This window comes from Kitasatospora sp. NPDC090308, assembly GCF_044769485.1.
GTDB lineage: Bacteria > Actinomycetota > Actinomycetes > Streptomycetales > Streptomycetaceae > Kitasatospora > Kitasatospora fiedleri.
Genome location: NZ_JBIVXY010000019.1, coordinates 48,664 through 75,516, shown reverse-complemented (window position 1 = coordinate 75,516; position 26,853 = coordinate 48,664). Strand labels below are relative to the sequence as shown.

Below are 26,853 nucleotides of genomic sequence, written 5' to 3'. Positions count from 1 at the left end.
CCGGCCGGACCCGTCGACCGCGGGTGCTCTCCGGCCGGACCGGGGGCGAGGCCGGTCAGGCTCCGACGTGGATGCCGGGGCGGCGGGCGGGATCGGGTTCGTGCCTGCGGATGATCTCGCGGGTGACGGGGGCGGTGTCGCCGCGCCCGAGCAGGAAGTAGCGGAGCATGTGCTTCAACGGGCTGCCCTCGGCCCACGCGAAGTAGCAGTGCGGCCGGACACCGGTGGAGTCGCGCAGGGCCAGCAGGAGCGCGGCGATCGCGTTGGGCGCCGCGGGCGCCTCGGTGCGCAGGATCCGGTAGCCGTCCACTTCGACGCCGCGCACCAGCAGGGCGCCGCTGAAGTCCGACGGGTCCACCACGTCGATCTCGACGAAGAGGACGTCGGCGGGGCCGGGGACGGGGTTGTCCCCGCGCTGCTCCTGCTCCTTGTGCCGGTACTCGTCGGCGGTTCCGGCCTGTCGGCGGTTGGCGATGATGTTGATGGACCCGTCGTGCGCCAGGGTGTCGGTGACGAACCGTCGGGCGGCGGGGTCGAGGGTGATGCTCTCGGCGCGCAGCTCGGTGGTGCGCGAGACCCGGGACACGAACGAGACGGCGACGATGCCGGCGATGAACATCCCGGAGATGGCGATGCCGTCCGGCTTGTCGACGATGTTGGCCACCAGGGCGTACAGCAGCACCGCCGTGAGGGCGGCGAAACCGGCGGTGGCGACGCGCCGGCGCCGGCGCACCGCCGAGACGGTGACGGCGAACGCGCCGGAGACCATCATGGCGAGGACGCCGGTGGCGTAGGCGCCGGCCTGGGCGTTGACGTCGGCGCCGAAGGCGACGGTGATGACGATGCACAGGGCGGTGTAGACCAGGACGACGGGGCGCACGGCCCGCCCCCACTCCGGGGCCATGCCGTAGTCGGGCAGGTAGCGGGGGACGATGTTGATCAGCCCCGCCATGGCCGACGCGCCGGCGAACCAGAGGATCAGGATGGTGCTGACGTCGTAGGCGGTGCCGAACGCCTCGCCCAGCTCCTGGTGGGCGAGCCAGGCCAGCGCCCGGCCGTTGGCCCGGCCGCCCGCCTCGAACTCCCGGTGCGGGATGAGGACGGTGGTGACGAAGCTCGCCGCCAGCAGGTAGACGCTCATGACGGCCGCCGCGGTGGTGAGGAGCTTGCGGGCGTTGCGGACCCGCGCGTCCAGCCGCTGTTCGGGACTTGCGCCCTCGGCGGCCACCAGGGGCATCATGCTCACCCCCGTCTCGAAGCCGGACAGGCCCAGCACCAACAGGGGGAACGCCAGCAGCGCCGGGCCGAGCAGGCCGCCGAAGCCGCCGCCGCCCTCGCCCAGCGCCCCCGTCCAGGCCGACCAGGCACCCGGCGTGGTGAACACCTCCACCACGCCCGCGCCGATGGTCACCGCGTTCAGGAGCAGGAAGAGGGAGACCAGCGGGATGGCGACGGTGACCGCCTCGCTGAAGCCGAGCAGGAACACCCCGCCCAGCAGGAGCAGCAGACCGACGGTCAGCGCGACCTCGTGGCCGTGCAGCGCACCGGAGAGGTAGGGGTTCTCGACCAGGTGCACGGAGGCGTCCGCCGAGGACAGGGTGATGGTGATGATCCAGGACGTGGCCACGAACCCCAGCAGGACCAGCACGAACACCTTGCCCCGCCAGAACGGCAGCAGGTCCTCCAGCATCGCCACCGACCCCGCGCCGTTCGGGCTCTCCCGGGCCACCCGGCGGTACATCGGCAGCATCCCCACCAGCGTCAGCGCCACGATCAGCAGCGTCGCCAGCGGCGAGACCGCTCCGGCCGCGAGCGCGGCGATCGCGGGCACGTACGCCAGGCTGGAGAAGTAGTCGACACCGGTCAGGCACATCACCTTCCACCAGGCCTGCGGCTCGCTGTGCTCCTCCGCCGCCGCGGGCCCCACCGGCTGCACCCGGTGCCGCAGCAGCCAGCCCGCTGCTCCGCCCCGCGGCGGCCCGGGCCGCAGGGCGGGACTGTCCAGCACTTCCGGTACCGCCAGTGCGTCGACGTCGATCCTGTCGTCCATCCCCACCCCGTCGTCGTCCTCCCACCGCGGCCCGTCCACCGAGGGCCGGGCCGCCTGCTGCCCCGCGCACGCCCGGGACGTGTGCCCCTGCCTCGCCGCCCCAACCCCACGAGTCGGAACGGCTGGACCGCCCGTGCCCGCGTACAGGCCGCGGGGTCGAGGCGGATGCGGGACGGGACGCCGCAGGGGAGTGCGGACGCGGGCGCCGTCGGGGGAGGAGGGCGCGCCGGCGGACGAGTCGGCCGGGGCGGCTGGACGACCCCGCGGGCGCACCGCGAGTTCGTCCAGCCGTGCCCGGGCGGGGCCCGGGGCCGCTACGGGCTCACGGCCAGGACCAGGTACGCGCCGAGGATGGCCAGGTGGACGCCGCCCTGCAGCGGGGTGGCCCGCTTGGGGATGACGGTGAGGGTGCCGACGGCGACGGTCAGGGCGAGCAGGATCATGTGGTTCGCGCCCAGGCCGAGTTCGAGCGGCCCGGAGAGCCAGCTGGAGGCGATCGCCACGGCCGGGATGGTCAGGCCGATCGAGGCCAGGGCGGAGCCGAGGGCCAGGTTGAGGCTGATCTGGACCCGGTTGCGGACGGCGGCCCGGACGGCGGCGATCGACTCGGGCAGCAGCACCAGCAGGGCGATCACCACGCCGACCACCGCGTTGGGCAGGTCGGCGGCGGCGACGCCGCGCTCGATGGTGGGCGAGACGCCCTTGGCGAGGCCGACCACCGCGACCAGCGCGACGGCGAGCAGCGCGACGCTGACCAGGGTCTCCCGCATGGTCGGCGTCTCGGAGTGCTCGTCCAGCGGGTCGACGATCTCGCCCGCCGCGGTGACGGGCAGGAAGTAGTCCCGGTGGCGGACCGTCAGGGTGGAGACGAACAGGCCGTAGATGACGATCGAGGCGGTCGCGGCGAAGACCAGCTGGGTGGTGGAGAACTGCGGGCCGGGCTGCGAGGTGGTGAAGGTCGGCAGCACCAGGCTCAGCGTGGCCAGGGTGGCGATCGCGCCGAACGCCGCGCCGGTGCCCTCCGCGTTGAAGACCGCCACCCGGTACTTCAACGCGCTGACCAGGATGGACAGTCCGAGGATGCCGTTGCAGGTGATCATGACGGCGGCGAACACGGTGTCCCGGGCCAGGCCGGCGCTCTTGTCGCCGCCGTCGGCCATCAGCGTGACGATCAGCGCGACCTCGATGATGGTGACGGCCACCGCCAGCACCAGCGAGCCGTACGGTTCGCCGACCCGGTGCGCGATGAGCTCCGCGTGGTGCACCGCCGCCACCACCGAGACCGCCAGGAAGCAGGCCACCAGGGCCACCACCGGCCAGGGCAGGTCCCGGTGCCAGGTCGCCAGGAGCAGCAGGAACGCCAGCACCGGGGCCACGGTCGTCCACTGCAGGTAGTGCGGTCGCGGGGAGGAAGCCATACGGCCGAGCTTCGCAGATGGCACCGGCCGCGCCGGGAAGTGACACTCGTGGCGGTGGTCACGGCGGCCACGGCGGACGGCGAGGAGCGGCGCGGATGGCGCGGACGGCGCGGGTGGCGCGGACGGTCGGACGGCGGGCGGTACTGGCGGCGGCGCTCGGACTCACGGCGGGCTGCGGCGCGGCGCGGGGCGGGCTGGGTGGACCGGGCGGACGGCCGCCGACGGCACCCGGCACCGCCGTCCCGTCCGTCCCGTCCGCGCCGCCCGCCGCCCCGTCCGGCGCGCAGCCGCCCGCGCCGCCCCACCGGGAGCAGGTGCTGGCCCGGTACGCCGGGCGGGCGCCGCAGCGCTGGGGCACCGACCTGCCGGGCGTCGTGACGACCGTTCCGGGCGGGGCGCTGGCGCTGACCTTCGACGCGTGCGGCGGGCCGGGCGGGGACGGGTACGACGCGGCGCTGATCGGCACCCTGCGGCGCCTGGGGGTGCCCGCCACGCTGTTCCTGAACGCCCGTTGGGTGGACGCCAACCCGGGGCCGTTCGCCGAGCTGGCCGCCGACCCGCTGTTCGAACTGGGCAACCACGGCACCGCGCACCGCCCGCTGTCGGTGACCGGCCGTTCGGCGTACGGCATTACCGGGACGGCGGACCCGGCCGCCGCGTACGAGGAGGTGGCGGGCAACCGGGCCAAGCTGACCGGGCTGCTGGGGCGGGCCCCCGGCTGGTTCCGGGCCGGGACGGCGCACTACGACGAGGTCGGGGTGGCGCTGGTGGGGGAGCTGGGCGAGCGGGTGGCCGGCTTCGCGGTGAACGGCGACGGCGGCGCGACCTTCACCCCCGGCCAGGTCGCCGCCACGGTGGCCGCCGCGCCGCCCGGATCGGTGGTGATCAGCCACCTCAACCACCCGGCGGCCGGCACCGGCGAGGGCTACGCGCGGGCGCTGCCCGCGATGCTGGACGCCGGGTGCCGCTTCGTCCGGCTCTCGGACCCGGCCTAGTGCCGCGTCAGGCAACCCTTCGCCCCGTCGCGGTGTCCGGCACGCCCTCTCGCCGCACCGGCCGAAAAGCCGAGTACACCCAGGACGGGGGCTTCCGGCCGGCACGCCGAGAGCACGCACCGGACACCGCTCCTTGACGGGCGAAGGCGGCCTGACGCGGCACTAGGCCGTGACGTCGGTCAGCTCGCGGGCGCCGCGCAGCCGGGAGGAGAGCAGCAGGACGGGGGAGAGCGCGGTCAGCGCGCAGGCCAGGGCCAGTGCGGTGCGGGGGCCCCAGAGCGAGGCGGCGGCGCCCGCGGCCAGTGCGCCGACCGGGATGGCGCCCCAGGAGACGAACCGGACGGTGGCCATCACCCGGGGCAGCAGCGCGGCGGGGACGGTGCGCTGCCGGTAGGTGCGGGTCAGGATGCTGAGCACCACCACGGAGGCGCCGAACCCGGCGTTGCCGAGCGCGAACAGCGGCAGCCCGGGCCCGCCGGGGGCGAGCGGCATCAGCGGGGCCGTCGCCACGCCGACCAGCGAGCCGTACACCAGGGTGCGGGCGGTGCCGAAGCGGGCGGCCAGCCGGGGGGTGAGCGCCGCGCCGAGCAGGCTGCCGGCGCCCTCGGCGGCCATCAGCACGCCGACCAGTCCGGCCGGGGCGTGCAGGGTGCGCACCAGGAACAGCGGGACGACGGCCATCAGCGCGCCGCAGACGAAGTTGACGCAGGTCGCCTCGGCCAGGCAGGGGCCGATCACCGGGTGCCGGGTCGCGTAGCGCCAGCCCTCGCGGATCTGCGCGCCGAAGGACGGCCGGCCGGCGGTGGGCGCGGGGCGTTCGGCGGCGGCCCGGGGCAGCGTGCGCAGCAGCGCCGCCGAGCACAGGAAGCTGACCGCGTCCACGACCAACGCCGCCGCCGCGCCCAGGAGTTGGACCAGGACGCCGCCGATCGAGGGCCCGGCGAGCTGGTTCACCGCGTGGGTGCCGGAGGTCAGGCTGTTGCGGGCGGTGAGCTGCTCGGCCGGCACCACACCGGGCAGGAAGGTCGAGTTCCCGACGTCGAAGACCACGCTCGCGAAGCTGACCAGCAGCGCCGCCGCGACCAGGTGCGGCAGGCCCAGCACGCCGAACGCGGCGGCCAGCGGGACGGAGGCGATCGCGGCGGCGCGCAGCAGGTCCATGGCGATCTGGGTGCCGCGCAGCGGCAGGCGCTGCACCAGGACGCCGGCCGGCAGGCCGATCACCAGCCAGGCCACGTACCCGGCGGCGGTGACCAGGCCGACCTGGAAGCCGTTGGCGTGCAGCACCGAGACGGCGGTCAGCGGGAGGGCGACGGCGGTGACGGCGTCGCCGAGGCCGCTGACGGTGGTGGCCGTCCAGTAGCGCCAGAACGCGGCGGCCGGGCGGGCGGCGGGCGCCGTGGGCGGTCGTTCGGTGCGGGTGGTGCTCATGTGGCGTTCCCCCTGGTGGCAGGCAGTGAGTTCCCTTGGGGAACTCACTATAGGCGCCGGGGGAGCCGCGGTGGCAAGGTGGTGCCATGCGCTACACCGACGTCGGCGACACCGACTGCTCCATCGCCCAGGCGCTGTCCGTGGTCGGCGACTGGTGGACCCTGCTGCTGGTGCGCGACCTCGCGGGCGGCACCCACCAGTTCGACGCCCTGCACGAATCGCTCGGCATCAGCCGCAAGGTGCTCACCGCCCGGCTGCGCGCCCTGGTCGAGGACGGCGTGGTCGAGAAACGCCTCTACCACGCCCACCCGCCGCGCTACGCCTACCACTTGACCGACAAGGGCTGGGGGCTGCTGCCGGTGCTGGTCGCGCTCCAGGACTGGGGCGGCCGGCACCTGCTCGGCGACGGCACCCTCACCGCCACCGCGCCGCCCGACTCCGCCGAGGCCCACCGGGTGCACGCCCTGGTCGGCACCCGCCTGCCCGAACTCGCCCTGCCCGCCGCCTCGGAGAGCGCCCGACCACCGCTCACCGACCCGGTCGGGCGCACCCCCTGGACGGTGCTGTACTGCTTCCCCGGCGCGTACGCCCCCGGCACCCAGGGCTACCCGCCCGGCTGGGACGACATCCCCGGCACCGTCGGCTGCACGCTCGAATCCTGCACCTACCGCGACCGGCTGGCCGAGTTCACCGCCCGCGGCGCCACCGTGCACGGCGTCTCCACCCAGCGCCCCGACCAGCAGGCCGCGTTCGCCGCCCACCGGACGATCCCGTTCCCGCTGCTCTCGGACGCCGCGCTGCGGCTGACCGGCGCGCTGCGGCTGCCCACCTTCCGGGCCGGCGGCGCCGACCGGCTCAAGCGGCTCACCCTGGTGGTCGACGCCGACCGGACGGTGCGCGGGGTGCTCTACCCCGTCCCCGACCCCGGCGGCTCGGTGGGCGAAGCGCTGGCGCTGCTCGACGAGCTGACGGCCGCCCAGCGGTAGAGCAGCACCGAGGCGACGGCGGCCAGCGCGCACCAGGTGGAGACGAACGCGAGGCGCCACAGCAGGGCGCAGACCAGCGCGCCCAGGCCGGTGATCCACCCCAGCAGGCGCAGGTACCGGTCGCCCGAGCCCAGCAGCGCCCCCAGCACGGCCACCAGGTACCCGGCCAGCAGCGGCCCGGCCGCCGGGACGCCGATCGCGTACCCCAGCGTGTGGCCGTGCACGTGCGCCGCCACCGGGTGCCGGGCGACCGCGAGCGCCAGCGGGACGGCGACGGCCGCGCCCAGCGCGGCGCACCACAGCGCCGCGCGGCGGCGGGTCGCGCACCACACCGCCGCCGGGACGTACAGCGGCAGCAGCGGCAGCGCGATCACCGCCCACACCGTCCGGGCCCACGCCCAGCCCGACCAGACGCCCGCCTCCACCAGCTGGTGCCCGCCCAGCAGCAGCGGCAGCGCGGCCAGCGGCAGCCGCCGCGAGACCCCGGCGCGCACCACCGCGGCGGCGCCGACCGCCGCCACCGCGCCCCCGGCGATCAGATCGGCCTCCGCGCTCCAGCACATCCGGCCAGCGTACGAGCCGACGGCCCGTCAGTACGACCGCGCCGCGGTGGCGCAGGTGCGCGGCGCGCAGGCCCGCGCCCCGCCCCGGGCGGTCGGCGGGCACCGGGGCCGAGCTGCCGCCCGCCCGGCCGGCTCGTGCGCGGCGGCCACGTCCGCGGCCCGGCAGACGAACGCGTCGCCCCCGGGGCGGGCCCGGGGCCGCGCCGAGCGCCTGCGCCACCGCGGCGCGGTCGCACAGGAGCCGACGGCCCGCGCCCGTACCACCGCGCCGCGCCGGCCGCCCTCGCCGCCCTCGGCCCGCACACCCAGCGCGGCCCCGCCACCCGCCTGCGCCCGGACCCCGGCGACCCCGCCCGGGCCGCCGACCTGCTCGCCGCCCACGGCTGGATCGACCGCGCCCGCGACCCGGCCGACCGCCGCCGCCTCACCCTCACCGACGCCGGCCGCACCCGCCTCGCCGCACTCCAGGCCGAGGCCCGGGCCGTCCAGGACGACCTCCTCGCCCGCCTCGACCCCGCCGAGCGCGCCGCCCCGCACGGCCTGCCGCTGCGCCTGCACACCGCGACGCCCGGCTGAGCCGGGGCTACCGTGGAAGTGCGTCGCGGCGGCCGGTCGCGTCGCGGCGGGCGCTCCGGGGGCGGTGACCCCCCGTCAGAGGACCCCGGCGCACGGCACCGTCCGCACCATCCGGCCCCGGACGGGCGGGGCCCCGGCGAGAGGCAGCACAGGACCATGAGCGACACCACCGACCAGGCCCCGCCCCCGCCGCCGTACCGGCCGCTCGACGAGGACTGGGACAGCGCCCTCGCCGTCGTCGCCCACCCCGACGACATGGAGTACGGCGCCGCCGCCGCGGTCGCCCGCTGGACCGGCCAGGGCAAGCGGATCAGCTACCTGATGGTCACCAGCGGCGAGGCCGGCATCGACGGCCTGGACCCCGAGCAGTGCCGGCCCGTCCGGGAGCGCGAACAGGTCGAGTCGGCCCGGATCGTCGGCGTCGGGACGGTCGAGTTCCTCGGCCACCCCGACGGCACCGTCGAGTACGGGCTGCCGCTCCGCCGCGACCTGGCCCGGGCGATCCGGCGGCACCGCCCCGACATCGTGATCACCACCAACTTCCGGGACAGCTACGGCGGCGTCCTCCCCAACCAGGCCGACCACATCGCCGTCGGCCGGGCCACCCTGGACGCCGTCCGCGACGCGGGCAACCGCTGGGTCTTCCGCGACCTCGCCGCCGAGGGACTCGACCCCTGGAACGGCGTCCGCCAGCTCTGGGCGGCCGGCTCCCCCGACGCCCGGCACGCCGCCGACACCACCGACACCTTCGCCGCCGGCGTCGCCTCGCTGGAGGCCCACCGCGCCTACCTCGACGGCCTCGGCGGGGAGATGGCCGACGCCGCCGAGTTCCTGGAGGGCACGGGCCGGGCGGCCGGCTCCCGCCTGGGCACCCGCTTCGCCGCCGCCTTCGAGGTGGTCCCCCTGCGCTGACCGGGCCGGCGGCTCACCGGTGGTCGCTGGGGAGGTCGCTGCCGTCGCTGTCGCCACCGTCCCCGCCGTCGCCCTGACCGCCGTCCGGGCCGCCCTGGTGCGGGATGCGACCGGCGGCGCTGTCGCGGGGCGGGCGGTGGCGGCGGCGGCGGAGCCAGGTGCGGACGGCCAGCAGGACGGCGAGGGCGGCCAGCACGGCGAACAGGAGCACCTGGTAGCGGACGGCCTCGCGGTAGAGGGTGTCGATGTTGCTGCCCGCGAAGTAGCCGACGGCCGACCACACGCCCGCCCACAGGGCCGCGCCCGCCGCGTTGGCGAGCAGGAAGCGGCGCCAGGGCATGCCGGCGGTGCCCGCCAGCAGGCCGTTGGTCTGCCGCAGGCCGTCCACGAAGCGGGCGCCGGTGACCACCAGGGCGCCGCGGCGGCGGAAGAAGGCGTCGGCGCGGGCCATCCGCTCCGGGGTGAGGCGGACGTACCGGCCCCAGCGCTGCACCAGGGCCAGGCCGCCGGTGCGGCCCAGCACGTACGCCAGCGCGTCGCCCGCGAACGCGGTCAGGACGGCCACCAGCAGCAGCACCGGCAGCGACAGCTGCCCCGCGCCCGCGTACACGGCGGCCAGCACCAGGATGGTCTGGCCCGGGACCGGGAGCAGGCAGTTGTCGAGGAAGACCAGCACCCCGACCGCGAGGTAGCCGTAGTCGTCGAGCAGCGGGGCGAGGTGGGCCAGCGGGCCCGGCAGGGTCGGCGACAAGGGCGGGTGCTCCTCCTACCTGGCCCGGGCGGGGGCCGGGATCAGCGCTGCTCCCCGTCGACGCGGTGCTCGACGAGGCAGTCGGGGCCGGGGTAGACGAGGCCGGCGTGGCCGTCCTCGAAGCGGACCAGGTAGGGCGGTTCGCCGTCGGCGCCGCGCACCTCGACGATCTCACCCGTGCGGTCGGTCATGCCGACCGACCTGCTGTACATGTGGACGTGGTCTCCCACGGTGGCTTGCATCGGACAACTCCCGCCGGCGGATCGGACAGGGCCTTCGGACTTCCCTTCCACTGTGCGGCGGCTACCCGGACGGCGCAAAGCCGAACCCGTCACCCGCGCGGCGGGACGTCGGCGAGGTAGCTGCGCACCAGCCGCTTGCACTCGGCGATCAGCACCGGGTCGCCCGCCGGATCGGCCCGGAACGCCAGCTTCAGCACCGCGTCCGCGCACTCCATCGCCACCCGCAGGGCCAGCCCGTACCCGGGCGCCGCGAACAGCCCGCCGCCGATGGCGCGCAGCCGGACGGCGACCGCCGCGTTGTTGTCCAGCTCGGCGTCCAGCAGGTGCAGCTCGTCGACCTCGGCGGGGACGGTGCCGACCAGGCCGAAGTCCAGGTGGCCGAAGCCCGGCACGGAGCGCTTCATCGTGACGAACTCGTCCACCGCGTGGTCGGTGAAGGCGGCCAGGTCGGGGGAGCCGGCCGCCGCGACCCGGCGGGCCAGGCCGTCCAGGAAGCGGGCCAGGTTGCGTTCGGCGAGGGCCGCCAGCAGGCCCTCCTTGCCCGCGAAGAACTGGTAGAGGGTGCCGATCGGCACCTGGGCGCGCAGCGCCACCTCCTTGGTGGTCAGCCCGGCCGGCCCGGCCTCGTCCAGCAGCCCCGCGCAGGCGTCCAGCAGCCGCTCGTAGCGCTCCTGGCTGCGCTGCTGCACCGGTCGGCGGCGCGCCCCGGCCGCCGGGGCGCGGGCGGCGCGGGCGGCGGGCGCGGCGGGGGGCGGGGTCATGACGCCACTCTGCCGCATCCGGTCGGGCCGGGGCGAATTCCGGCCGCCGCGGTGTGGTTGGCTGGCGGACCATGAGCGAGGAGCGGGCGGCGGACGGGGCGGACGGGGCGGACGGGGCGGGCGCGGGGGACCTGGTGGACCCGGCGGCCCCGGTGGTGACGGTGCAGCGGGCCGGGCGGATCGAGGACGGGGCGTGCCGGCACCTGCTGGTGTGGCGGGCCGGGCCGGGCTGGCGGATGGCCGGCTCCGGCGTCCTCGGCGGCGGCCTGGGCGAGCGGCACTGGGTGCTCAACGCCCAGGTCCGGGCCGGGTACGGGCGGATGGACCCGGCCGGGCACCTGGCCGAACTCGCCGCCGCGCAGGGCCTGACCGGCCCCGGCACCGGACTGATGACGGCCGCCGAGGTGGACGCCTGCACCTGGGCCGAGGACGGCGGCGCCACCGCCGTGGTCACCACCGGCATCGGCGTCCCCACCTGGGCCGCCGCCCCCGAGGTCCCGCCCGCCCGCCACGCGCCCGGCACCATCAACATCCTGGCCGTCGTCCCCGCGCCGCTCTCCGACGCCGGGCTGCTCAACCTGCTCACCACCGCCACCGAGGCGAAGGTCCAGGCCTTGCTGGAGGCCGGGTACGACTGCTCCGGCACCCCCTCCGACGCGGTCTGCGTCGCGGTCCGCGCCCCGCGGCCGGGCGCGGCGGTCGAGCCCTTCGGCGGCCCCCGCTCCCGCTGGGGCGCCCGGCTGGCCCGGGCCGTCCACCGGGCCGTCCTGGCCGGGGCGCTGGCCGACCGCGAACGCCGCGCCGGGTACGACGGCCCCCCGACCCATCCGGCCACCGGGCCCGGCTGCGGGTGCGAGGACGTGCTGGCGGGCGGGGGGAGCCGGGCGGTTCGGGAGGCGGCGGGGTGAGCGGGCGCCCCCGCCGGTCCGGGGCGGTGCGGTCCGGTGCGCTCCGGTCCGGTGCGGTGCGGGCGGGCGGGGGCTGACGGGGGATCAGGTGCCCGGCAGGTGGTCCTGGTCGATGACGTAGACCCGGGTGCGCTCGGGGGCGTCGGCGCAGTGGCGGCCGAGCTTCTCCCAGCGGGACTCGGGGCTGTGCAGCGGGCGGTGGCAGCGGCGGCAGCGGACCACGGGGGCCGGGCGGCGCTCGACGGCCGTGCCGGGGAGCGGAGGTTCGGTGCTGTCGCGCTGATCACTCACCGCAACAGTTCACCACCGCCGGGCGGCGGGCGCGAGAGGGGGGTGCCGCCGGGGACCACCAGGTGGCATTCAGGCGATCTTCACCGGAGCGCCCGATCTGATCGTATGAATGTTTACCGGCTGTCTCCGAACAGGTCATCTCGGGGCGTGAACCTCCATCGGGCGAAGGCGAGGTTCCGCTTCCGCACCACCACACCACGAAGGGAAATCCCGTGGACCTTCCCGGCTTCCGGGTGTCGCGCCGCCGGGCCGACGAGATGACCATCGCCGAGCAGTACGAGTACTGGCAGGACGTCCGCAAGGGCGTGTCGCGGCGCAGCGTGCTGCGGGCCGGCGTCTTCGGCGCCGCCGCCGTCGCGGCCGGACCGATGCTGCTCAGCCGCCCGGCGTACGCCGACACGCCCGGCTCGGCCGTGGTGCCGTTCGGCCGGCACCTCGCGTTCGGCAACGACCCGGCCACCCAGATGCGGGTCGGCTGGCAGGTGCCGTCCGCGGTCACCAACCCCGTGCTGCGGGTGGGCACCTCGCCCACCGACCTGAGCCAGACCGTGCAGGCCGAGATCCGCAACCTGCACAGCGACTACGGCACCGGCGCCCCGCTGGAGCAGTACTACGGGCACGCCGCGCTCGACAAGCTCGAACCGAACACCACGTACTACTACGCCGTCGGCCACGAGGGCCTGGAGGCCGCGTCCGGCCCGGTGAACTCCTTCACCACCGGCCCCGCGGGCAGCGGCTCCGGCCTCAAGCCGTTCACCTTCACCGCGATGGGCGACCAGGGCGCCAGCGCCCAGGCCGCGCTGGAGAACGCGCAGATCACCGCGCAGAACCCGGTCTTCCACCTGCTCGCCGGCGACATCTGCTACGCCGACCCCAACGGCCAGGGCAAGCTGAACGACAGCTACAACCCGGCGGTCTGGGACGGCTACCTCAAGCAGATCGAGCCGGTCGCCCAGTCCGTGCCGTGGATGGTCGCCACCGGCAACCACGACATGGAGGCCTGGTACTCGCCCAACGGCTACGGCGGCCACGCCAAGCGCCTGGACCTGCCGACCAACGGCCCCGCCAACTGCCCCAGCGTGTACGCCTTCACCTACGGCAACGTCGCGGTGCTGTCGCTGGACGCCAACGACGTCTCCTACGAGATCCCGGCCAACAAGGACTACTCGGGCGGCGCCCAGACCAGCTGGCTGGAGCGCACCCTCGCCGACCTGCGGGCCAAGCCCACCATCGACTTCATCATCGTCTTCTTCCACCACTGCGCCTACGCGGTGACCACCAGCCACGTCTCCGACGGCGGCGTCCGGGAGAAGTGGGCCCCGCTGTTCGACAAGTACAACGTGGACCTGGTCATCAACGGCCACAACCACATGTACGAGCGCACCGACCCGATCCGCGGCGGCAAGCCCACCCGCACCGCGGGCGTCGGCGACACCGTCAGCCCCGTCACCGACGGCACCACCTACATCGTGGCGGGCGGCGGCGGCGCGAGCCTGTACAGCCTGCCCTCGAACGGGCCGGAGAGCTACGCGGGCAACGTCAAGGACGCCTCCGGCGTCGCGGCCGGCTACTTCGGCGCCGGCGGCAAGGTCACCGAGGCGGTCGACTGGTCCCGGGTGCGCTACCGCGGGCACAACCTGCTCGCCGTGGACGTCAAGCCCGCCGCCCCCGGCGGCACCGCCACGCTCACCGTGCGCGGCATCTCGGTGGAGGGCGCCAAGGCCGGCACCGAGATCGACCGGGTCACCATCGCCCGCACCGCCGCCACCGTCGACACCCCCGCCTTCGGCTCCGGCGCGCTGCTGGCCGGCGCCGCGCTCGCCGCCGGCGCCGGGTACGCGGGCTACTCCGCCTGGCAGAAGCACCGCAGCGGACTCGAGGTCCCCGTCTCCTGATGAACGCCGCACACCGGCGGACCCCGGCCGGGACCACCCGTCCCGGCCGGGCCCCGCAGCTCACCGTCTTCGCCGGGACCCGCCCCGAGATCGTCAAGCTCGCCCCCGTCGTGCACGCCCTGCGCGCCGCCGGGGCCGGCGTCCGGGTCGTCGCCACCGGCCAGCACCACGACCGGCGGATGGCCGGCGCCTTCTTCGCCGACCTGGGCGTCCCCCCGGACGAGTCCTGGGAGCTGACCGGCGACGAGGCCGCCCGCACCGGCGCCCTGCTGGCCCACGCCCTCGCCCACTTCGCCGCCGGGCCGCGCCCCGACCTGGCGGTCGTCCAGGGCGACACCTGGACGGTGCCGCTGGTCGCGCTCGCCGCCCGGCGGCACGGCGTGCCCGTCGCGCACGTCGAGGCCGGGCTGCGCTCGCGCAACCCGCTCTCCCCGGAGGAGAACAACCGCACCGTCGCCGCCGACCTCGCCACCCTGCACCTGGCCCCCACCGAGGGCGCCCGGGACAACCTGCTGCGCGAGGGCGTCCCGGCGGACGCCGTGCACGTGGTCGGCAACACCGTGCTGGACGTGCTGCGGACCTCGGGCGTGGCGGCGGTGCCGGTCGGGCGGCGGCGCGGCGTCCTGGTCACCGCGCACCGCCCGGGCACGGTGGACGCGCCCGAGCGGCTGGCCGCGCTGGTCGCCACCGTCCGGGCGCTGGCCGACAGCTGCGGGCCGGTGGTCTTCCCGCTGCACCCGCGCACCGCCGACCGGCTCGCCGCGCACCGGCTCACCGACGGCCTGCGGCACTCCGGCATCGAGCTGCTGGAACCCCAACCACACGGCCGGATGCTGGAGTTGATCGCCTCCTCGACCCTGGTCGCCACCGACTCCGGCGGCCTCCAGGAGGAGGCCGGCTGGTTCGGCGTCCCCGCCGTCGTGCTGCGCGAGAGCACCCCCCGGCCCGAGGGCGTCGCCCTCGGCCAGGCCGCGCTCGCCGGACTCGACCCGGCCCGGGCGGTGGCCGCCGCCCGGCGGCTGCTCGACCCCGCCGAACAGCGCCGGATCGCCGGACTGCCCTGCCCCTACGGGGACGGGCGCACCGGCGAGCGGATCGCCGCCCTCGTCACCACCCTGCACCGCGCGGACCGGCTCGCGCTGCGCGAACCCGGGCGGGGGGCGGCCTGATGCGGATCCTCGCCGTCGGCGCGCACCCCGACGACATCGAACTCGGCTGCGGCGCGACCCTGGTGAAGGCCCGGGCGGAAGGCGCGGAGGTCGGCCTGCTGGTGCTCACCGACGGCCGGCTCGGCCCCGGCGACCCCGAACTGCGCGACCGCGAACAGCAGGCCGCCGCCCGGCAGTTGGGCGCCCGGCTGTACCGGGGCGGCTTCCGGGACGGCGAGTTGGCGCACGACGCCGCGCTCACCCGGCGGATCGAGGACGTCCTCGCCGAGTTCCGGCCCGACCTGGTGCTCACCCACGCCGCCGAGGACTCCCACCAGGACCACCGCGCCGCCGCCCGGGCCACCGTCGCCGCCGCCCGCACCCACCCCCACCTGCTGCACTACGAGGGCCCCACCACCTTGGACTTCCACCCCACCGTCTACAGCGACGTCACCGGGCACGTCCCCGGCAAGCTCGCCCTGCTGCGCCACCACCTCTCCCAGGTGGTCGGCTCCCGCCGGGTCGACCTCGACGCGCTCGCCGCCCAGGCCCGCTTCCGCGGCTTCCAGGGCCGCCTGGAGGCCGCCGAGGCGTTCACCGCGACCCGCAGCCTGCTCACCCTCACCGTCACCGCGCCCGCCGCGACGGCCGTCCCCCGGCAGGTCCGGGCATGACGCCGACGGCGGGCTCCGGCGCGGGGACTGCGCGTTCCGGTACGGCGGTGGCGGGTTCCGGTACGGGGACGGCGGCCTCCGGCGCGGGGGCGCGCTGCCGGGGCGTCCTGCTCGACCTCGACGACACCCTCTACCCGCAGGCGCAGTTCCTCGCCGCCGCCTGGGACGCGGTCGCGCAGGCCGCCCCCGCCGCGCTGCGCCCGGCCCTGCGCGCCGCGCTGGCCGAGGTGTGCGCGCAGGGCAGCGACCGGGGGCGGATCGTCGACCGGGCCCTGGAGCGGGTCGGCGGGTACGAGGCCCGGACGGCGGCCGAACTCGTGGACGTGTTCCGGGAGTTCCGGCCGGTGCGGCTCGACCCGTACCCCGGCGTCGCCGAACGGCTGGCCCGGCTCGCCGCGGCCGTCCCGCTGGTGGTGCTCACCGACGGCAACCCGGCCCAGCAGCGCGCCAAACTCGCCGCCACCGGCCTCGCCCCGCTGCTGCCGCACGTGGTGTGCACCGACGAGCTGCCCGGCGGGCGGGCCGCCCGCAAGCCCGCCCCCGACGGCTTCCGGCAGGCGCTGGCACTGCTCGGGTGCGCGCCCGGCGAGGCGCTGATGGTCGGCGACCGGCCCGACAAGGACGTCGCGGGCGCGGCCCGGCTGGGCATCCCGGTGCTCCGGGTCCGGCAGGGCGAGTACCGCCGACGGGCGGACCACGGAAGCGAGTCGGCGTCCTTCGGGACGGTCGCGGAGGCGCTCGACGCCGTACGGGAGGCGCTGTGAAACGGGCGCGGTGGGCGCTCTCGGCGATGCTGGCGGTGGCGGCGGCCGGGCTGCTGTGGTGGCGCCCGGCCTGGGCGCACCACGCGCTGGCCGGCTTCCTCGCCGGGGTGTTCGGGCTCTACCTGCTGCGGCACCTGGTGCTGCTCGCCGGGGCGCTGCACGCTCCGGCCCGACCGGCCGACGAGCAGGGCGAGTTGCCGAGCGTCACGGTGCTGGTGCCCTGCCACAACGAGGCCAGGGTGGTGGACGGGCTGACCCGCGCGCTGGCCGCCCTCGACTACCCCGCCGACCGGCTGGACGTGGTCTTCGTCGACGACCGCTCCGCCGACGACACCGGCACCCTGCTGGAGCGCGCCGCCGAGGCGCACCCCCGCTGGCGGGTGCTGCGCCGGGCCGCGGACGCCGTCGGCGGGAAGTCCGCCGCGCTGAACGAGGCGCTGGAACTGGTGCGCGGCGAGATCACCGTCGTCTTCGACGCCGACCACCAGCCCGAACCCGGCTGCCTGCGGGCCCTGGTACGGGCCTTCGACGACCCCGGCACCGGCGCCGCGCAGGGGCGCTGCGTGGTGCGCAACCCCGGCGACAGCCTGATCGCCCGCCTGGTCGCCGTCGACTACCTGTGCGGCTACCTGGTCAACATGGCCGGCCGGCGCAGCGCCTTCGGCCTGCCCGCGTACGGCGGCGCGAACTGCGCGGTGCGCACCTCGGTGCTGCGCGAACTCGGCGGCTGGAACGTCGACTCCGTCACCGAGGACACCGACCTGACCGTCCGGGTCTGGCTCTCCGGCCGCCGGGTCGGCTACGCGGAGGACGCCGTCGACACCGAACTCGCCGTCACCACGCTGCGCGGCTACTGGCGCCAGCGCTACCGCTGGGCGCGCGGCCACCAGCAGGTCTGCGCCGACCACCGGGACGCGCTGCTGCGCTCCCGGCACCTGGGCGCCCTCGGCAAGGTGGAGGCCCTGCTGTTCCTGTACCTCTACCACGTGCCGGTGCTGTGCGCCGTCGCCCTGCTGCTGGCGGGCGTCGAAGCCTCCTGGCCCGGACTGGCGCTCACCGTGCCGCTGTGGCCGGTCGCCCCGTTGATGCTGGCCGGACCGGTGCTGGAGATCGGCGGCGGACTCGTCCGGGCCGGGACGCGGCGGCGGGAGGTCTTCCTGCTGCTGCTGTTCCCCGCGCTGTTCGTGCTCTCCATGCTGCTGTGCACCCGGGCCCTGATCGACCGGCGGGTCGGCTCCGCGTACTCCTGGGTCAAGACCGAGCGGACCGCGGCCGCCCCCAACGCGGCGATCGGGGCCCGGCTGTGAGGCTCCCGACCTTCCCCGGGGCGGCGCGCCCGTCCCGGCCCCGCCCGGCGGTCGGCCCGGCCCGGCCGCTGGCCCCGCTGCTGCGGGTCCTGGCGGTCATCGCCACCACCCTCGCCCTCGGCCACTGGGCGGCCGGGCCGGTCACCCGGGCGGAGGCGGCGGCGACCGGGACGGTGGCCCGCTGGTGCGGGCTGTCGATGGTCCGCCAACTGCCCGGCACCGACCTGGTGCACGGCTTCCACGGGTACCAGCCGTTCTTCATCCGGATCACCCCGTCCTGTTCGGCGCTCACCGTCGTGGCGGCCTGCGCGGGCGTCTCGCTGCTGATCCTCGGCGGGACGTGGCGCCAGCGGCTGGTCGGGGCGGTCGCTGCGGCGGCGCTGTTCGCCACCGCGAACCTGGCGCGGCTGGTGGCCGTGCTCTGGGTGGGCCAGGACTACGGCATCCCCACCATGGTCGGCTTCCACGACTGGGGCGGCACCCTGTGGTCCTACCTGATGCTGCTGCTGGCCGTGCTGCTGATGGTCGCGCTGCGGATCGGACGCCGCCCGCGGCGGCCGGGCGGGGCGGGCGGGGCGGACAGGACGAACGGGACGGACAGGGCGGACGAGACGGACGAGACGGACGAGGTGGAGGAGCGATGACGGTGCGGGTGCTGGTGACCGGGGGCGGCGGGCCCGCCGGGGTGGTGCTGGCGCGGGAGGCGGCCCGGGCCGGCCTGGTGCCGGTGGTGGGCGACGCGGACCCGCACGGGGTGGGCCTGCACCTGGGCCACGAGGGCGTACTGCTGCCGGCGGCCGGCGAGGCGGACTTCGCGCAGCGGCTGCTGGCGACCGCGGTCGAGCGGCGGTGCGACGCGCTGGTGGTGACGGTCGGCGAGGAGCTGGAGCAACTGGCCGGACGGGAGCGGGAGTTCGCGGACAAGGGCGTCGCGGCCTGGTTCCCCGCCCCGGAGACGGTCACCGCCTGCCTGGACAAGTGGGCCTTCGCCCGGGCCGTCGAGGGCATCCCCGCCCCGGGGACGTCGCTCGGCGGGCCGGGCGAGCTGCCCGGCCCGTGGATCGTCAAACCGCGGCGCGGGCGCGGCTCGCGGGACGTCCACGCGGTGCACGACCCGGCGGACTTCCCGACCCTGCTGCGCCGCGTCCCCGAGCCGATCGTGCAGACCCTGCTGCCGGGACGGGAGTTCACCGCGGACTGCCTGATCGGCCGGGACGGCACCGTGCACGCCGCCGTGCCGCGCTGGCGGACCCAGGTGCGCGGCGGCATCGCCACCCGCGGGACGACGTTCGCGGACCCGCGGGTGGACGTCCTGGTGGCGGAGCTGACCGGGGCGCTGGGCCTGACCGGCCTGGTCAACGTCCAGGGCTTCCTGGCGGAGGACGGCCCGGCCCGGGTGGTGGAGGTCAACCCGCGCTGCTCGGGCGGCCTGCCGATCTCGCTGGCGGCGGGCGCGGACCTGGTCGGCCAGTACCTGCGGCTGCTGCGCGGCGAGCCGGTCCGGCCGGAGGCGCTGCGCTGGACGGCCGGGGTGACGACGGCGCGCAGCTTCACCGAGCACCGGGTGTCGGCACCGGTGTCGGCGTCGGCGTCGGCCTGACGCCCGCTCGGGCGGCCCGGGGGCAGGTTCGGGCCAGATGCGGGGGTGGGCGAACGGACCGGCTCCCCGGGCGGGGCGGGCCCGGGACGGCGGCAGGAGCGGCGACGGGGGTGGTGGCGGGGGGTGGTGAGGGGGTGGCCCGAACTGTGCGTACATGACCAACTTTTGGTTGTCGAATGCACCCACCGGGCCTAGCGTCGGGGCGCCGGTGCGGCCGTACGGGAGACGGCCCCGCCCCGCCACCACCGGGACGGCACGGCACCGGCCTCTTCGAGGAAGGGCCACCCCTCGCATGTGCGGGATCACCGGATGGGTCTCGTTCGACCGGGACCTGAGCACGGAGCACGCCACCCTCGCCGCGATGACGCAGACCATGGCCTGCCGCGGACCGGACGCCTCGGGCGTCTGGCTGGACACCCACGTCGCCCTCGGACACCGTCGGCTCGCCGTCATCGACCTCGACGGCGGACGCCAGCCCATGACCGCCGAGCACGACGGCCGCACCGTGCTGGTCACCACCTACAGCGGCGAGATCTACAACTACCGAGAGCTGCGCGCCGAGCTGAAGGCCCGCGGCCACGCCTTCCGGACCGCGAGCGACACCGAGGTCGCCCTGCACGCCTACCTGGAGTGGGGCGAGGCGTTCACCGAGCACCTCAACGGCATGTACGCCTTCGCGCTGTGGGACCCGCGCGCCGAGGAACTGCTGCTGGTGCGAGACCGGATGGGCATCAAACCGCTCTACTACCGGCCCACCCCCGACGGCGTCCTGTTCGGCTCCGAACCCAAGGCGATCCTCGCCCACCCCGAGGTCCGCGCCGTGGTCGACGCCGAGGGCCTGGCCGAACTGCTGGCCTTCACCAAGACCCCCGGCCACGCCGTCTACCGCGGCATGCGCGAACTCAAGCCCGGCCACACCCTGCGGGTGCGCCGCGAAGGACTGACCGAACGCCGCTACTGGGCGCTGGAGTCGTCCGAGCACACCGACGACCTGCCCACCACCATCGCCACCGTCCGCGAACTGCTCGACGACATCGTCGCCCGCCAACTGATCGCCGACGTCCCGCTCTGCACCCTGCTCTCCGGCGGCCTCGACTCCTCGGTGATCACCGCGCTCGCCGCCCGCGGCCTGGCCGCCGCCGGACGGGGACCGGTCCGCTCCTTCGCCGTCGACTTCACCGGCCAGGCCGAGAACTTCGTCCCCGACGAACTGCGCGCCACCCCCGACGGCCCCTACGCGCACGCCCTGGCCGCCCACGTCGGCTCCGCGCACCGCGACATCGTGCTGGACACCGCCGACCTGATGGAACGCCGCCACCGCGACGCCGTCCTGGCCGCCCGCGACCTGCCGGTCGGCCTCGGCGAGGCCGACACCTCGCTCTACCTGCTGTTCAAGGCGATCCGCGAACAGTCCACCGTCGCGCTGTCCGGCGAGTCCGCCGACGAGGTGTTCGGCGGCTACCTGTGGTTCCACGACCCGCAGGCCGTCGCCCACGACGGCTTCCCCTGGATCCACACCCTCACCAGGGGATTCGGCGGCGGCACCGCCACCCTCGGGCCGCAGTCGCTGCTCGCCCCCGGCCTGCTCGCCCGGCTCGACCTCCCCGGCTACCGGGACGCCCGCTACCGCGAAGCCCTGGCCGCCGTGCCCCGGCTGGCCGGGGAGAGCGGCCACGAACGCCGGATGCGGGAGATCAGCCACCTCCACCTGACCCGGTTCGTGCAGATCCTGCTGGACCGCAAGGACCGCGCCTCGATGGCCGTCGGCCTGGAGGTCCGCGTCCCGTTCTGCGACCACCGGCTGGTCCAGTACGTCTTCAACACCCCCTGGGCGATGAAGACCTTCGACGGCCGGGAGAAGTCCCTGCTGCGCGCCGCCGCCCGCGACGTGCTGCCCGAGGCGGTCGCCCAGCGGGTCAAGAGCCCCTACCCCTCCACCCAGGACCCGCGCTACGGCGAGGCGCTGCGCGGCGAACTGCGCGACCTGCTGGCCGACCGGAACGCCCCCGGCCGCGACCTGCTCGACCTGACCGCCGCGGTGGACGCCGTCGCCGACGCGCCCGGACGGGACCTGCGCAACGCGGGCGAGGTGGTGCTGCTGCTCGACGGGTGGCTGCGCCGCTACCGGGTGTCGCTGGAGCTGTAGGGCGCGACCGCCGCGGTACGGCGGGGCCCCGTCGCGTTGTGACGGGGCCCCGCCGCCGGGTTCCTGGCCGCGCTGCCGGGCTGACGGGGTGGGGTCAGTGCGGGCGGCGGACGGTCAGGTCCCGGCAGCGCCAGGAGAGCCGGCCGCTGTTGGCGCGGGGACTGCGGTGGCCCCAACGGCCGCCCGCGACCGACAGGTTGACGATGATCCAGGCCCGCCAGCCGGAGCCGACGCCCCGGCCGTCGGCGTACACCTCACGGCCGTCCAGCTCCCAGCGGACCGAGTCGGGGCCGAACAGGCAGGCGAGGGTGAACCACCGGCCCGGCGTCACCAGGTCGTCCAGGTAGGCCGGGTCGCCGGGGCGGACGTGGTTGCTCAGCTCCAGCATCCGCGGGTGGCCGTCGTGGTACTCCATCACGTCCACCTCCCCGTGGCCGGGCTGCGACCGGCCGGGGGCGACGTCCCGCCCCCAGGTCCAGATCGCGGGCCAGACGCCCTGGTCGGCCGTCACCTGGCAGCGGGCCTCCAGCCGGTCCCCGGTCCGCAGTTCGAACCCGCCCGCGGTGCCCTCGGTGGTCACCAGCGGCGTCCGCCAGCTGCGCGCGTTCTCCCGCACCGCGGTGAAGCGGTCCCCGTCCGGGCCGTAGCCGGGCACCAGGTGGTCGAGCTTGTTGTCGTCCGGGTTCCGCCCGCCCCGCGGGTACGCGGAGGAGGCGCCGGCCGCCCACTGGGAACGGTCCGAGAACGGCGCGTTGAACACGACCGGTGCCTGTGCGGGGCCGGCCGGCTGCGGCGCGGCGGCCTGCTGCGGGACGGTGGGCTGGTCGGCGGTCGGCTGCGAGTCGGTGGGCTGCGGTTCGGCCGGGGGAGGGGTGCTCACTCGTTCACGCTCCGGTGGTGCGTCAGGTTCGGGCAACCCAGGGCATTCCCGGCCAAAACCTTCCCGCACCCTCACCCGACCGGCGCACGGAGGCAAGCCGCCGAGCCCGCGCACGCCCCTGCCGTCCGCTCATATGACGGTACGTCCGGTGGGCTGTCCCCCGGCCGCCGCGGGGCGGGTGGCGCCGCGCCCGGTTCAGCCGCCCCCGGGCGGGCACTCGGCGTCGACCAGGGCGGCCGCCCGGGACGGGTCCTGCCCGGCCCGGTCCAACAGGCCGTCCGCGTGGTAGGTGAGCGGACCGGAGCCGTGGTGGATCTCCAGTTGCAGGTCCGCGGAGAAACGCGGCCAGACCAGCGCGGCGTCCAAGTCCGGCCGCCGGACGGCCAGTTCCTCCAGCAGGTGCCAGGCCAGAGCGGCCCGCTCCGCGCGCCGGACCGGGTCGCACGCTTCCGAGGCCGCCGCGATCCCCGGATCGTCCGGGTCCTCCGCCGCCAACACGGCCAGGACGGGCAGCAGTTCGGGGCGGCCGAGGACCGCCGCGGCGGACAGCGTCAGCACGTGCGGCTGCCGGTACGTCTCCAGCAGGTCGATCAGCCGGGGCAGTACCGAGGCGTCCTGACGGTTGGCCAGGCCGCGGACGGCCTCCTCCGCCACGTCCTCGTCCTCGTCGTCCAGCCGCTCGTGCAGCGCCGCCCGGACCGCCGGGCTGTACGCCTCGTCCAGGGTGCCGACCGAGAACACCGCCGCGTCCCGCACACCCGGGTCCTCGTCCCGGCACAGCGCCAACAGGGCCCGCACCCGGGGCGAGTCCGGGGCGGGCTCGCCCGCGAACGGCAGCGCCTTCGCCACCGCCCGGCGCACCTCCGCGTCCGGGTGCCCGGCCAACCCCAGCAGCACCGGTAGCGCCTGCACGCCCCGCGCCGCCTCCAGCGCCTCCGGCCCCGCCACCGGAGCGGAGGGCGCGAACCCGTCCGGTTCCCGCGCCGCCCGGCCCGGTGCCTGGTCGGGCGCCTCGCGCGGGTCTTCGGCCGGGGGCCGGGAGTCGTCGCTCATGCGCCCGAGTGTGGCCCGTCCGGGGCGGTCGGTGCCACGTGATTGTTGGGGCCGGCCGGGCGGGTGGCCTGTTCCAGGGCGATCAGGACGGAGCGGTAGGTGCGGCCGGTGACGTGGTCCATGCCGATCTCGCACGTCCGGTTGGCGCTCAGGTGGGCGTCGAAGTCCCGGGCGAGGACCTCGGCGGCCTCGTGCCGGGTCGCGGCGGCGGTCAGCTCCTCGTGCAGCATGCCGCGGTCGCCCGCGAAGCCGCAGCACTCGGCGTACACCGGGGTGACCACCTCCGCGCTGACGGCCCCGGCGACGGCGGCCAGGTCGCCGACCACGTCCAGGTGGCGCATCGAGCAGGTGGGGTGCAGGACGGCGCTGTTCAGCGGGGCGGTGACGGTGAGGCGGGGGAGCAGGCCGGCGGCCCAGGTGGTGGAGTCGACGACGGTGAGCCGGGCGTGGCGCTCCCGGTTGCGCGCGTCGAGGTACGGCAGGACCTCCTCGGCGATGCCGAGCGTGCAGGAGGAGGCGTCGACCACCAGCGGCAGCTCGCCGTGGCCGGTCCACTCCCAGGCCCGTTCGACGATCCGGTTCGCCATCAGGGCGTTGCCCTCGACGTAGCCCTTGGAGTGCCAGATGGTCGCGCAGCACGTCCCGGGCAGGTCGGCGGGGATCCACACCGGCCGCCCGGCCCGCCGGGAGACCTCGACCAGGGCCTGCGGCAGCGAGGCGTGCCGCCCGTCGCCGGAGGAGTCGAAGATCCGGTTCACGCAGGCCACGTAGTAGACGGCGGCGGCCCGCTCGCGCGGCCCGGTGGGCGGCAGCGCCTTCGCCGCCCCGGACGGGATCTCCGGCAGCCAGGCCGGGACGAGGTCGGGGCGGACGGCGGCGCGGGCCAGGCCGGTGGCGCCCGCCAGCAGCGGGTCGGGCAGGTGGGCGGCGGCGGTCAACCCGGTGCGGGCGGCGGCCTCCAGCAGGGCGAAGCGGTCGGCGGCCGTCCGCGCGCCGCGCTCCTCGAAGGCCGAGTGCCGCCGGTGCCGGAAGTCCTTCATCAGCGCGCCGGTGTCGATGCCGACCGGGCAGGCCAGCTTGCAGGTGGAGTCGCCCGCGCAGGTGTCGACCGCGTCGTAGCCGTACGAGTCGAGCAGTTCGTCCAGCACCCTGGAGCCCTCGTCCTGGCGGGTCATCTCGCGGCGCAGCACGATCCGCTGGCGCGGCGAGGTGGTCAGGTCGTGGCTGGGGCAGACGGCCTCGCAGAAGCCGCACTCGATGCAGGGGTCGGCGACCGCCTCGACCGGCGGGATGGACTTGAGCCCCTTGAGGTGGATCTCCGGGTCGCGGCTGAGCACCACGCCGGGGGCGAGGACCCCGTGCGGGTCGAACAGCTCCTTGATCCGCCACATCAGGGCGGTGGCCCGCTCGCCCCACTCGAGCGCCAGGTACGGCGCGAGGTTGCGCCCGGTGGCGTGCTCGGCCTTCAGCGCGCCGTCGAAGCGCTCGACCGTCATGGTGCAGAAGGCGTCCATGAACGCGGCGTAGCGGCGGACGTCCTCGGGGCGGGAGGCGTCGAAGGTGAGCAGGAAGTGCAGGTTGCCGTGCGCGGCGTGCCCGGAGACGGCGGCGTCGAAGCCGTGCGCGGCCTGGAGTTCGAGCAGCGCCGCGCACGCCTCGGCCAGCCGGGCGGGCGGGACGGCGAAGTCCTCGGTGATCAGCGTGGTGCCGGGCGGCCGGGCCTTGCCGACGGCCGTCACGAACGCCTCCCGGGCGTGCCAGTACCCGGCGGCGACGGCCCGGTCCCGGGTGAAGCCGTTGGTCGCGGAGTCGACCGGCCGGACCAGGGCGAGCTGTTCGACGGTGCGCCGGGCGGCCTCCTCGTACCCGGCCAGCGCCTCCTCGTCCGGGGCGCGGAACTCCACCAGCAGGGCGGTCACCTCGCGCGGGACCCGGGCCCAGTCGTCCGGGACGCCCGGCACGGAGGCCAGCGCGCGCAGCGTGTTGCCGTCCATCAGCTCGACGGCGCGGGCGCCCAGCGCGGTGAAGCCGGGGACGGCCGCGGCGGCGTCCGCCAGGGCGGGGAAGAACAGCAGCGCCGTCGTGGCGCGGCGCTCCAGCGGCACCGTCTCGAAGACCGTGTCGGCGATGAAGCCCAGCGTGCCCTCGGAGCCGACCACCAGGCCGCGCAGCACCTCGACCGGGGTGGCGCCGTCCAGCAGCGCGTCCAGCCGGTAGCCGTTGGTGTTCTTCAGCTCGTACTTGGCCCGGATCCGGGCCACCAGGGCGGGGTCCGCCTCGACCTCCCGCTTGAGCGCCGCCAGGCCCGCGTGGAGCGCCGGTTCGGCCTCCCGCAGCCGGGCGTCGGCGTCCGCCGCGCCGGTGTCCACGACGGTGCCGGACGGCAGCACGAAGGTCACCTCGGACAGCAGCCGGTAGGAGTTGCGGGTGGTGCCCGCCGTCATCCCGCACGCGTTGTTGGCGACCACGCCGCCCACGGTGGCCACCCGCCCGCTGGCCGGGTCCGGCCCCAGCAGCCGGCCGTGCCGGGCCAGCGCCGCGTTCGCCCGCAGCACCGTGGTGCCCGGCGCGATCCGGGCGCGCACGCCGTCCGGCAGCATCCGGGCGCCGGTCCACGCGCGGCGGACGTCCACCAGGATGTCCTCGCCCTGCGCCTGCCCGTTCAGCGACGTCCCGGCGGCCCGGAACACCAGCGTGCGGCCGTTGCGGTGCGCGTAGCCGAACACCGCGGCCACGTCCTGGACCGTCTCGGCGAGCACTACCACCTGCGGCACGAAGCGGTACGGGCTCGCGTCGGAGGCGTACTTCACCAGGTCCGACACTTTGCTGAGCACCTTCGCCTCGCCCAGCAGGCCCACCAGGCCCGCCCGCAGCGGCTCCGGGGTGCCGGCGGCCAGCGCGTCCGGGACCTTGTCGGGCGCGTCCAACAGGCTCGCGGGGCGCAGCAGTTGCGGGGACGGGACGAAGAGCGGCACGGCCGGGTCCTTCTCGCGCGGGTCCGGGGAGGCGGCGGGACCGGGACGCCGGCGGGGCCGGGACGCGGGCGGCGCGCGCGTCGCGCGGACCGTCCGACCACCCGCGGACCGGTCGCGCGGACCGTCCGACCACCCGCCGTGCCCAGCGTGGCACCCCGGACGCCCGGAACGGCCGTGCGACGCGCGCGGGCGATTCGGGACGGGCGTGCGGGGCGGGCGTGCGGGGCGGGCGCTTCCGGCGGCGTTCCCGCGCAGGTGGGCGGCGGGCGGGCGGCGCGGGTGGGCGGCGGGCGGGGCCGACGGGGCTACACTGGGCCGCGGTCGTGACGCCCCCGGGCGTCCGGAGCGTCAGGAGGTGAGAGCAGTGGAGTGCAGTAGTCCGGGTCGAAGTCGGCCCCGCTCCGGGACGTTCTCATCCGCTCCTGGCCCCCGGCACCACCGCCCGCGCCCGCGCCGCGCCGCCCGCTGAACCCCCGCGTTCACGCCCGGCCCCGCCCCGCGCCCGCGTGCGGCCGCCACCGGGGCCC

24 protein-coding genes are annotated in these 26,853 nt (G+C 76.3%); 13 read left to right on the top strand and 11 right to left on the bottom strand.

Annotated elements, in window-relative coordinates:
* Positions 1-55: 55 nt before the first annotated feature.
* Positions 56-2,050 (bottom strand): amino acid transporter, encoded by a 1,995-nt coding sequence (locus ACIQVD_RS30705; protein WP_400685542.1) that lies wholly within the window; start codon positions 2,048-2,050, stop codon positions 56-58.
* A 314-nt stretch (positions 2,051-2,364) separates the two neighbouring features.
* Positions 2,365-3,468 (bottom strand): calcium:proton antiporter, encoded by a 1,104-nt coding sequence (locus ACIQVD_RS30700; protein WP_400685539.1) that lies wholly within the window; start codon positions 3,466-3,468, stop codon positions 2,365-2,367.
* Between the two features lie 95 nt (positions 3,469-3,563).
* Between ACIQVD_RS30700 and ACIQVD_RS30695 the strand changes: the two genes are divergently transcribed.
* On the top strand, positions 3,564-4,463 hold the full coding sequence (locus tag ACIQVD_RS30695; protein ID WP_402292388.1) for a polysaccharide deacetylase family protein: 900 nt from the start codon (positions 3,564-3,566) through the stop codon (positions 4,461-4,463).
* Positions 4,464-4,625: 162 nt separating this feature from the next.
* Here ACIQVD_RS30695 and ACIQVD_RS30690 read toward each other — a convergent pair whose 3' ends face one another.
* The gene (locus tag ACIQVD_RS30690) at positions 4,626-5,894 is read right to left on the bottom strand and encodes an MFS transporter (protein WP_400685533.1); all 1,269 of its coding nucleotides are present in this window, start codon (positions 5,892-5,894) and stop codon (positions 4,626-4,628) included.
* A gap of 86 nt (positions 5,895-5,980) precedes the next feature.
* Here ACIQVD_RS30690 and ACIQVD_RS30685 point away from each other — a divergent pair, with 86 nt between their 5' ends.
* Positions 5,981-6,880, top strand: a complete 900-nt coding sequence (locus ACIQVD_RS30685) for a winged helix-turn-helix transcriptional regulator (protein WP_400685530.1) — start codon at positions 5,981-5,983, stop codon at positions 6,878-6,880.
* On the opposite strand, the gene ACIQVD_RS30680 is transcribed toward ACIQVD_RS30685, so the two are convergent.
* A complete protein-coding gene (locus tag ACIQVD_RS30680; RefSeq protein ID WP_400685527.1) occupies positions 6,802-7,443 on the bottom strand; it encodes a DUF6629 family protein in 642 nt (213 codons plus the stop codon). The genes ACIQVD_RS30685 and ACIQVD_RS30680 overlap by 79 nt on opposite strands.
* A gap of 135 nt (positions 7,444-7,578) precedes the next feature.
* Between ACIQVD_RS30680 and ACIQVD_RS30675 the strand changes: the two genes are divergently transcribed.
* Both ACIQVD_RS30675 and ACIQVD_RS30670 read left to right on the top strand, forming a co-directional pair.
* Positions 7,579-8,019 (top strand): MarR family transcriptional regulator, encoded by a 441-nt coding sequence (locus tag ACIQVD_RS30675; protein ID WP_402292387.1) that lies wholly within the window; start codon positions 7,579-7,581, stop codon positions 8,017-8,019.
* A 156-nt stretch (positions 8,020-8,175) separates the two neighbouring features.
* Positions 8,176-8,931: a PIG-L deacetylase family protein gene (locus ACIQVD_RS30670; RefSeq protein WP_402292386.1), complete on the top strand. Its 756-nt coding sequence runs from the start codon at positions 8,176-8,178 to the stop codon at positions 8,929-8,931.
* A gap of 13 nt (positions 8,932-8,944) precedes the next feature.
* On the opposite strand, the gene ACIQVD_RS30665 is transcribed toward ACIQVD_RS30670, so the two are convergent.
* From ACIQVD_RS30665 to ACIQVD_RS30655, 3 genes are all read right to left on the bottom strand, one after another.
* A complete protein-coding gene (locus ACIQVD_RS30665; protein ID WP_402292385.1) occupies positions 8,945-9,682 on the bottom strand; it encodes a DedA family protein in 738 nt (245 codons plus the stop codon).
* 41 nt (positions 9,683-9,723) lie between these two features.
* Positions 9,724-9,924 (bottom strand): DUF1918 domain-containing protein, encoded by a 201-nt coding sequence (locus tag ACIQVD_RS30660; RefSeq protein ID WP_400685515.1) that lies wholly within the window; start codon positions 9,922-9,924, stop codon positions 9,724-9,726.
* 89 nt (positions 9,925-10,013) lie between these two features.
* Positions 10,014-10,685 (bottom strand): TetR/AcrR family transcriptional regulator, encoded by a 672-nt coding sequence (locus tag ACIQVD_RS30655; protein WP_400685512.1) that lies wholly within the window; start codon positions 10,683-10,685, stop codon positions 10,014-10,016.
* 71 nt (positions 10,686-10,756) lie between these two features.
* On the opposite strand from ACIQVD_RS30655, the gene ACIQVD_RS30650 reads away from it, so the two are divergent.
* A complete protein-coding gene (locus ACIQVD_RS30650) occupies positions 10,757-11,593 on the top strand; it encodes an adenosylcobinamide amidohydrolase (RefSeq protein ID WP_400685509.1) in 837 nt (278 codons plus the stop codon).
* 84 nt (positions 11,594-11,677) lie between these two features.
* Here ACIQVD_RS30650 and ACIQVD_RS30645 read toward each other — a convergent pair whose 3' ends face one another.
* Positions 11,678-11,884, bottom strand: a complete 207-nt coding sequence (locus ACIQVD_RS30645) for a DUF6011 domain-containing protein (protein ID WP_100834910.1) — start codon at positions 11,882-11,884, stop codon at positions 11,678-11,680.
* 212 nt (positions 11,885-12,096) lie between these two features.
* Here ACIQVD_RS30645 and ACIQVD_RS30640 point away from each other — a divergent pair, with 212 nt between their 5' ends.
* The 8 genes from ACIQVD_RS30640 to asnB all read left to right on the top strand — a co-directional run bounded on the left by ACIQVD_RS30640 (position 12,097) and on the right by asnB (position 21,418).
* Complete coding sequence (locus tag ACIQVD_RS30640) at positions 12,097-13,779, top strand: metallophosphoesterase family protein (RefSeq protein ID WP_402292384.1); 1,683 nt, start codon at positions 12,097-12,099, stop codon at positions 13,777-13,779.
* Entirely contained in the window at positions 13,779-14,948 is a 1,170-nt protein-coding gene (gene wecB, locus ACIQVD_RS30635; RefSeq protein ID WP_402292383.1) for a non-hydrolyzing UDP-N-acetylglucosamine 2-epimerase, read from the top strand. Before ACIQVD_RS30640 ends, wecB begins: the two co-directional genes overlap by 1 nt.
* Complete coding sequence (locus ACIQVD_RS30630) at positions 14,948-15,601, top strand: PIG-L deacetylase family protein (RefSeq protein ID WP_402292382.1); 654 nt, start codon at positions 14,948-14,950, stop codon at positions 15,599-15,601. The genes wecB and ACIQVD_RS30630 overlap by 1 nt, the downstream gene beginning before the upstream one ends.
* Positions 15,602-15,648: 47 nt before the next feature.
* A complete protein-coding gene (locus ACIQVD_RS30625) occupies positions 15,649-16,365 on the top strand; it encodes an HAD family hydrolase (RefSeq protein WP_402292381.1) in 717 nt (238 codons plus the stop codon).
* Complete coding sequence (locus ACIQVD_RS30620; RefSeq protein WP_402292380.1) at positions 16,362-17,672, top strand: glycosyltransferase; 1,311 nt, start codon at positions 16,362-16,364, stop codon at positions 17,670-17,672. Before ACIQVD_RS30625 ends, ACIQVD_RS30620 begins: the two co-directional genes overlap by 4 nt.
* Positions 17,669-18,316 carry a hypothetical protein gene (locus ACIQVD_RS30615; RefSeq protein WP_402292379.1) on the top strand — a complete coding sequence of 216 codons (648 nt, stop codon included), beginning with the start codon at positions 17,669-17,671 and terminating at the stop codon, positions 18,314-18,316. The genes ACIQVD_RS30620 and ACIQVD_RS30615 overlap by 4 nt, the downstream gene beginning before the upstream one ends.
* A complete protein-coding gene (locus tag ACIQVD_RS30610) occupies positions 18,313-19,272 on the top strand; it encodes an ATP-grasp domain-containing protein (protein ID WP_402292378.1) in 960 nt (319 codons plus the stop codon). The genes ACIQVD_RS30615 and ACIQVD_RS30610 overlap by 4 nt, the downstream gene beginning before the upstream one ends.
* 292 nt (positions 19,273-19,564) lie before the next feature.
* Positions 19,565-21,418 (top strand): asparagine synthase (glutamine-hydrolyzing), encoded by a 1,854-nt coding sequence (asnB, locus tag ACIQVD_RS30605; protein WP_402292377.1) that lies wholly within the window; start codon positions 19,565-19,567, stop codon positions 21,416-21,418.
* A 94-nt stretch (positions 21,419-21,512) separates the two neighbouring features.
* Here asnB and ACIQVD_RS30600 read toward each other — a convergent pair whose 3' ends face one another.
* The 3 genes from ACIQVD_RS30600 to ACIQVD_RS30590 form a co-directional block, all read right to left on the bottom strand.
* On the bottom strand, positions 21,513-22,298 hold the full coding sequence (locus tag ACIQVD_RS30600; protein WP_402292376.1) for a beta-glucanase: 786 nt from the start codon (positions 22,296-22,298) through the stop codon (positions 21,513-21,515).
* A gap of 195 nt (positions 22,299-22,493) precedes the next feature.
* On the bottom strand, positions 22,494-23,351 hold the full coding sequence (locus tag ACIQVD_RS30595) for a HEAT repeat domain-containing protein (RefSeq protein ID WP_402292375.1): 858 nt from the start codon (positions 23,349-23,351) through the stop codon (positions 22,494-22,496).
* Entirely contained in the window at positions 23,348-26,326 is a 2,979-nt protein-coding gene (locus ACIQVD_RS30590) for an FAD-binding and (Fe-S)-binding domain-containing protein (protein ID WP_402292374.1), read from the bottom strand. The genes ACIQVD_RS30595 and ACIQVD_RS30590 overlap by 4 nt, the downstream gene beginning before the upstream one ends.
* Positions 26,327-26,853: the final 527 nt, after the last annotated feature.

Coding starts and splice junctions, on each gene's coding strand:
- ACIQVD_RS30700 (WP_400685539.1), bottom strand. CDS start 3,468: ATGGCTTCCTCCCCGCGACCGCACTACCTGCAGTGGACGACCGTGGCC.
- asnB (WP_402292377.1), top strand. CDS start 19,565: ATGTGCGGGATCACCGGATGGGTCTCGTTCGACCGGGACCTGAGCACG.
- ACIQVD_RS30630 (WP_402292382.1), top strand. CDS start 14,948: ATGCGGATCCTCGCCGTCGGCGCGCACCCCGACGACATCGAACTCGGC.
- ACIQVD_RS30595 (WP_402292375.1), bottom strand. CDS start 23,351: ATGAGCGACGACTCCCGGCCCCCGGCCGAAGACCCGCGCGAGGCGCCC.
- ACIQVD_RS30685 (WP_400685530.1), top strand. CDS start 5,981: ATGCGCTACACCGACGTCGGCGACACCGACTGCTCCATCGCCCAGGCG.
- ACIQVD_RS30690 (WP_400685533.1), bottom strand. CDS start 5,894: ATGAGCACCACCCGCACCGAACGACCGCCCACGGCGCCCGCCGCCCGC.
- wecB (WP_402292383.1), top strand. CDS start 13,779: ATGAACGCCGCACACCGGCGGACCCCGGCCGGGACCACCCGTCCCGGC.
- ACIQVD_RS30670 (WP_402292386.1), top strand. CDS start 8,176: ATGAGCGACACCACCGACCAGGCCCCGCCCCCGCCGCCGTACCGGCCG.
- ACIQVD_RS30655 (WP_400685512.1), bottom strand. CDS start 10,685: ATGACCCCGCCCCCCGCCGCGCCCGCCGCCCGCGCCGCCCGCGCCCCG.
- ACIQVD_RS30650 (WP_400685509.1), top strand. CDS start 10,757: ATGAGCGAGGAGCGGGCGGCGGACGGGGCGGACGGGGCGGACGGGGCG.
- ACIQVD_RS30705 (WP_400685542.1), bottom strand. CDS start 2,050: ATGGACGACAGGATCGACGTCGACGCACTGGCGGTACCGGAAGTGCTG.
- ACIQVD_RS30680 (WP_400685527.1), bottom strand. CDS start 7,443: ATGTGCTGGAGCGCGGAGGCCGATCTGATCGCCGGGGGCGCGGTGGCG.
- ACIQVD_RS30695 (WP_402292388.1), top strand. CDS start 3,564: ATGGCGCGGACGGCGCGGGTGGCGCGGACGGTCGGACGGCGGGCGGTA.
- ACIQVD_RS30610 (WP_402292378.1), top strand. CDS start 18,313: ATGACGGTGCGGGTGCTGGTGACCGGGGGCGGCGGGCCCGCCGGGGTG.
- ACIQVD_RS30660 (WP_400685515.1), bottom strand. CDS start 9,924: ATGCAAGCCACCGTGGGAGACCACGTCCACATGTACAGCAGGTCGGTC.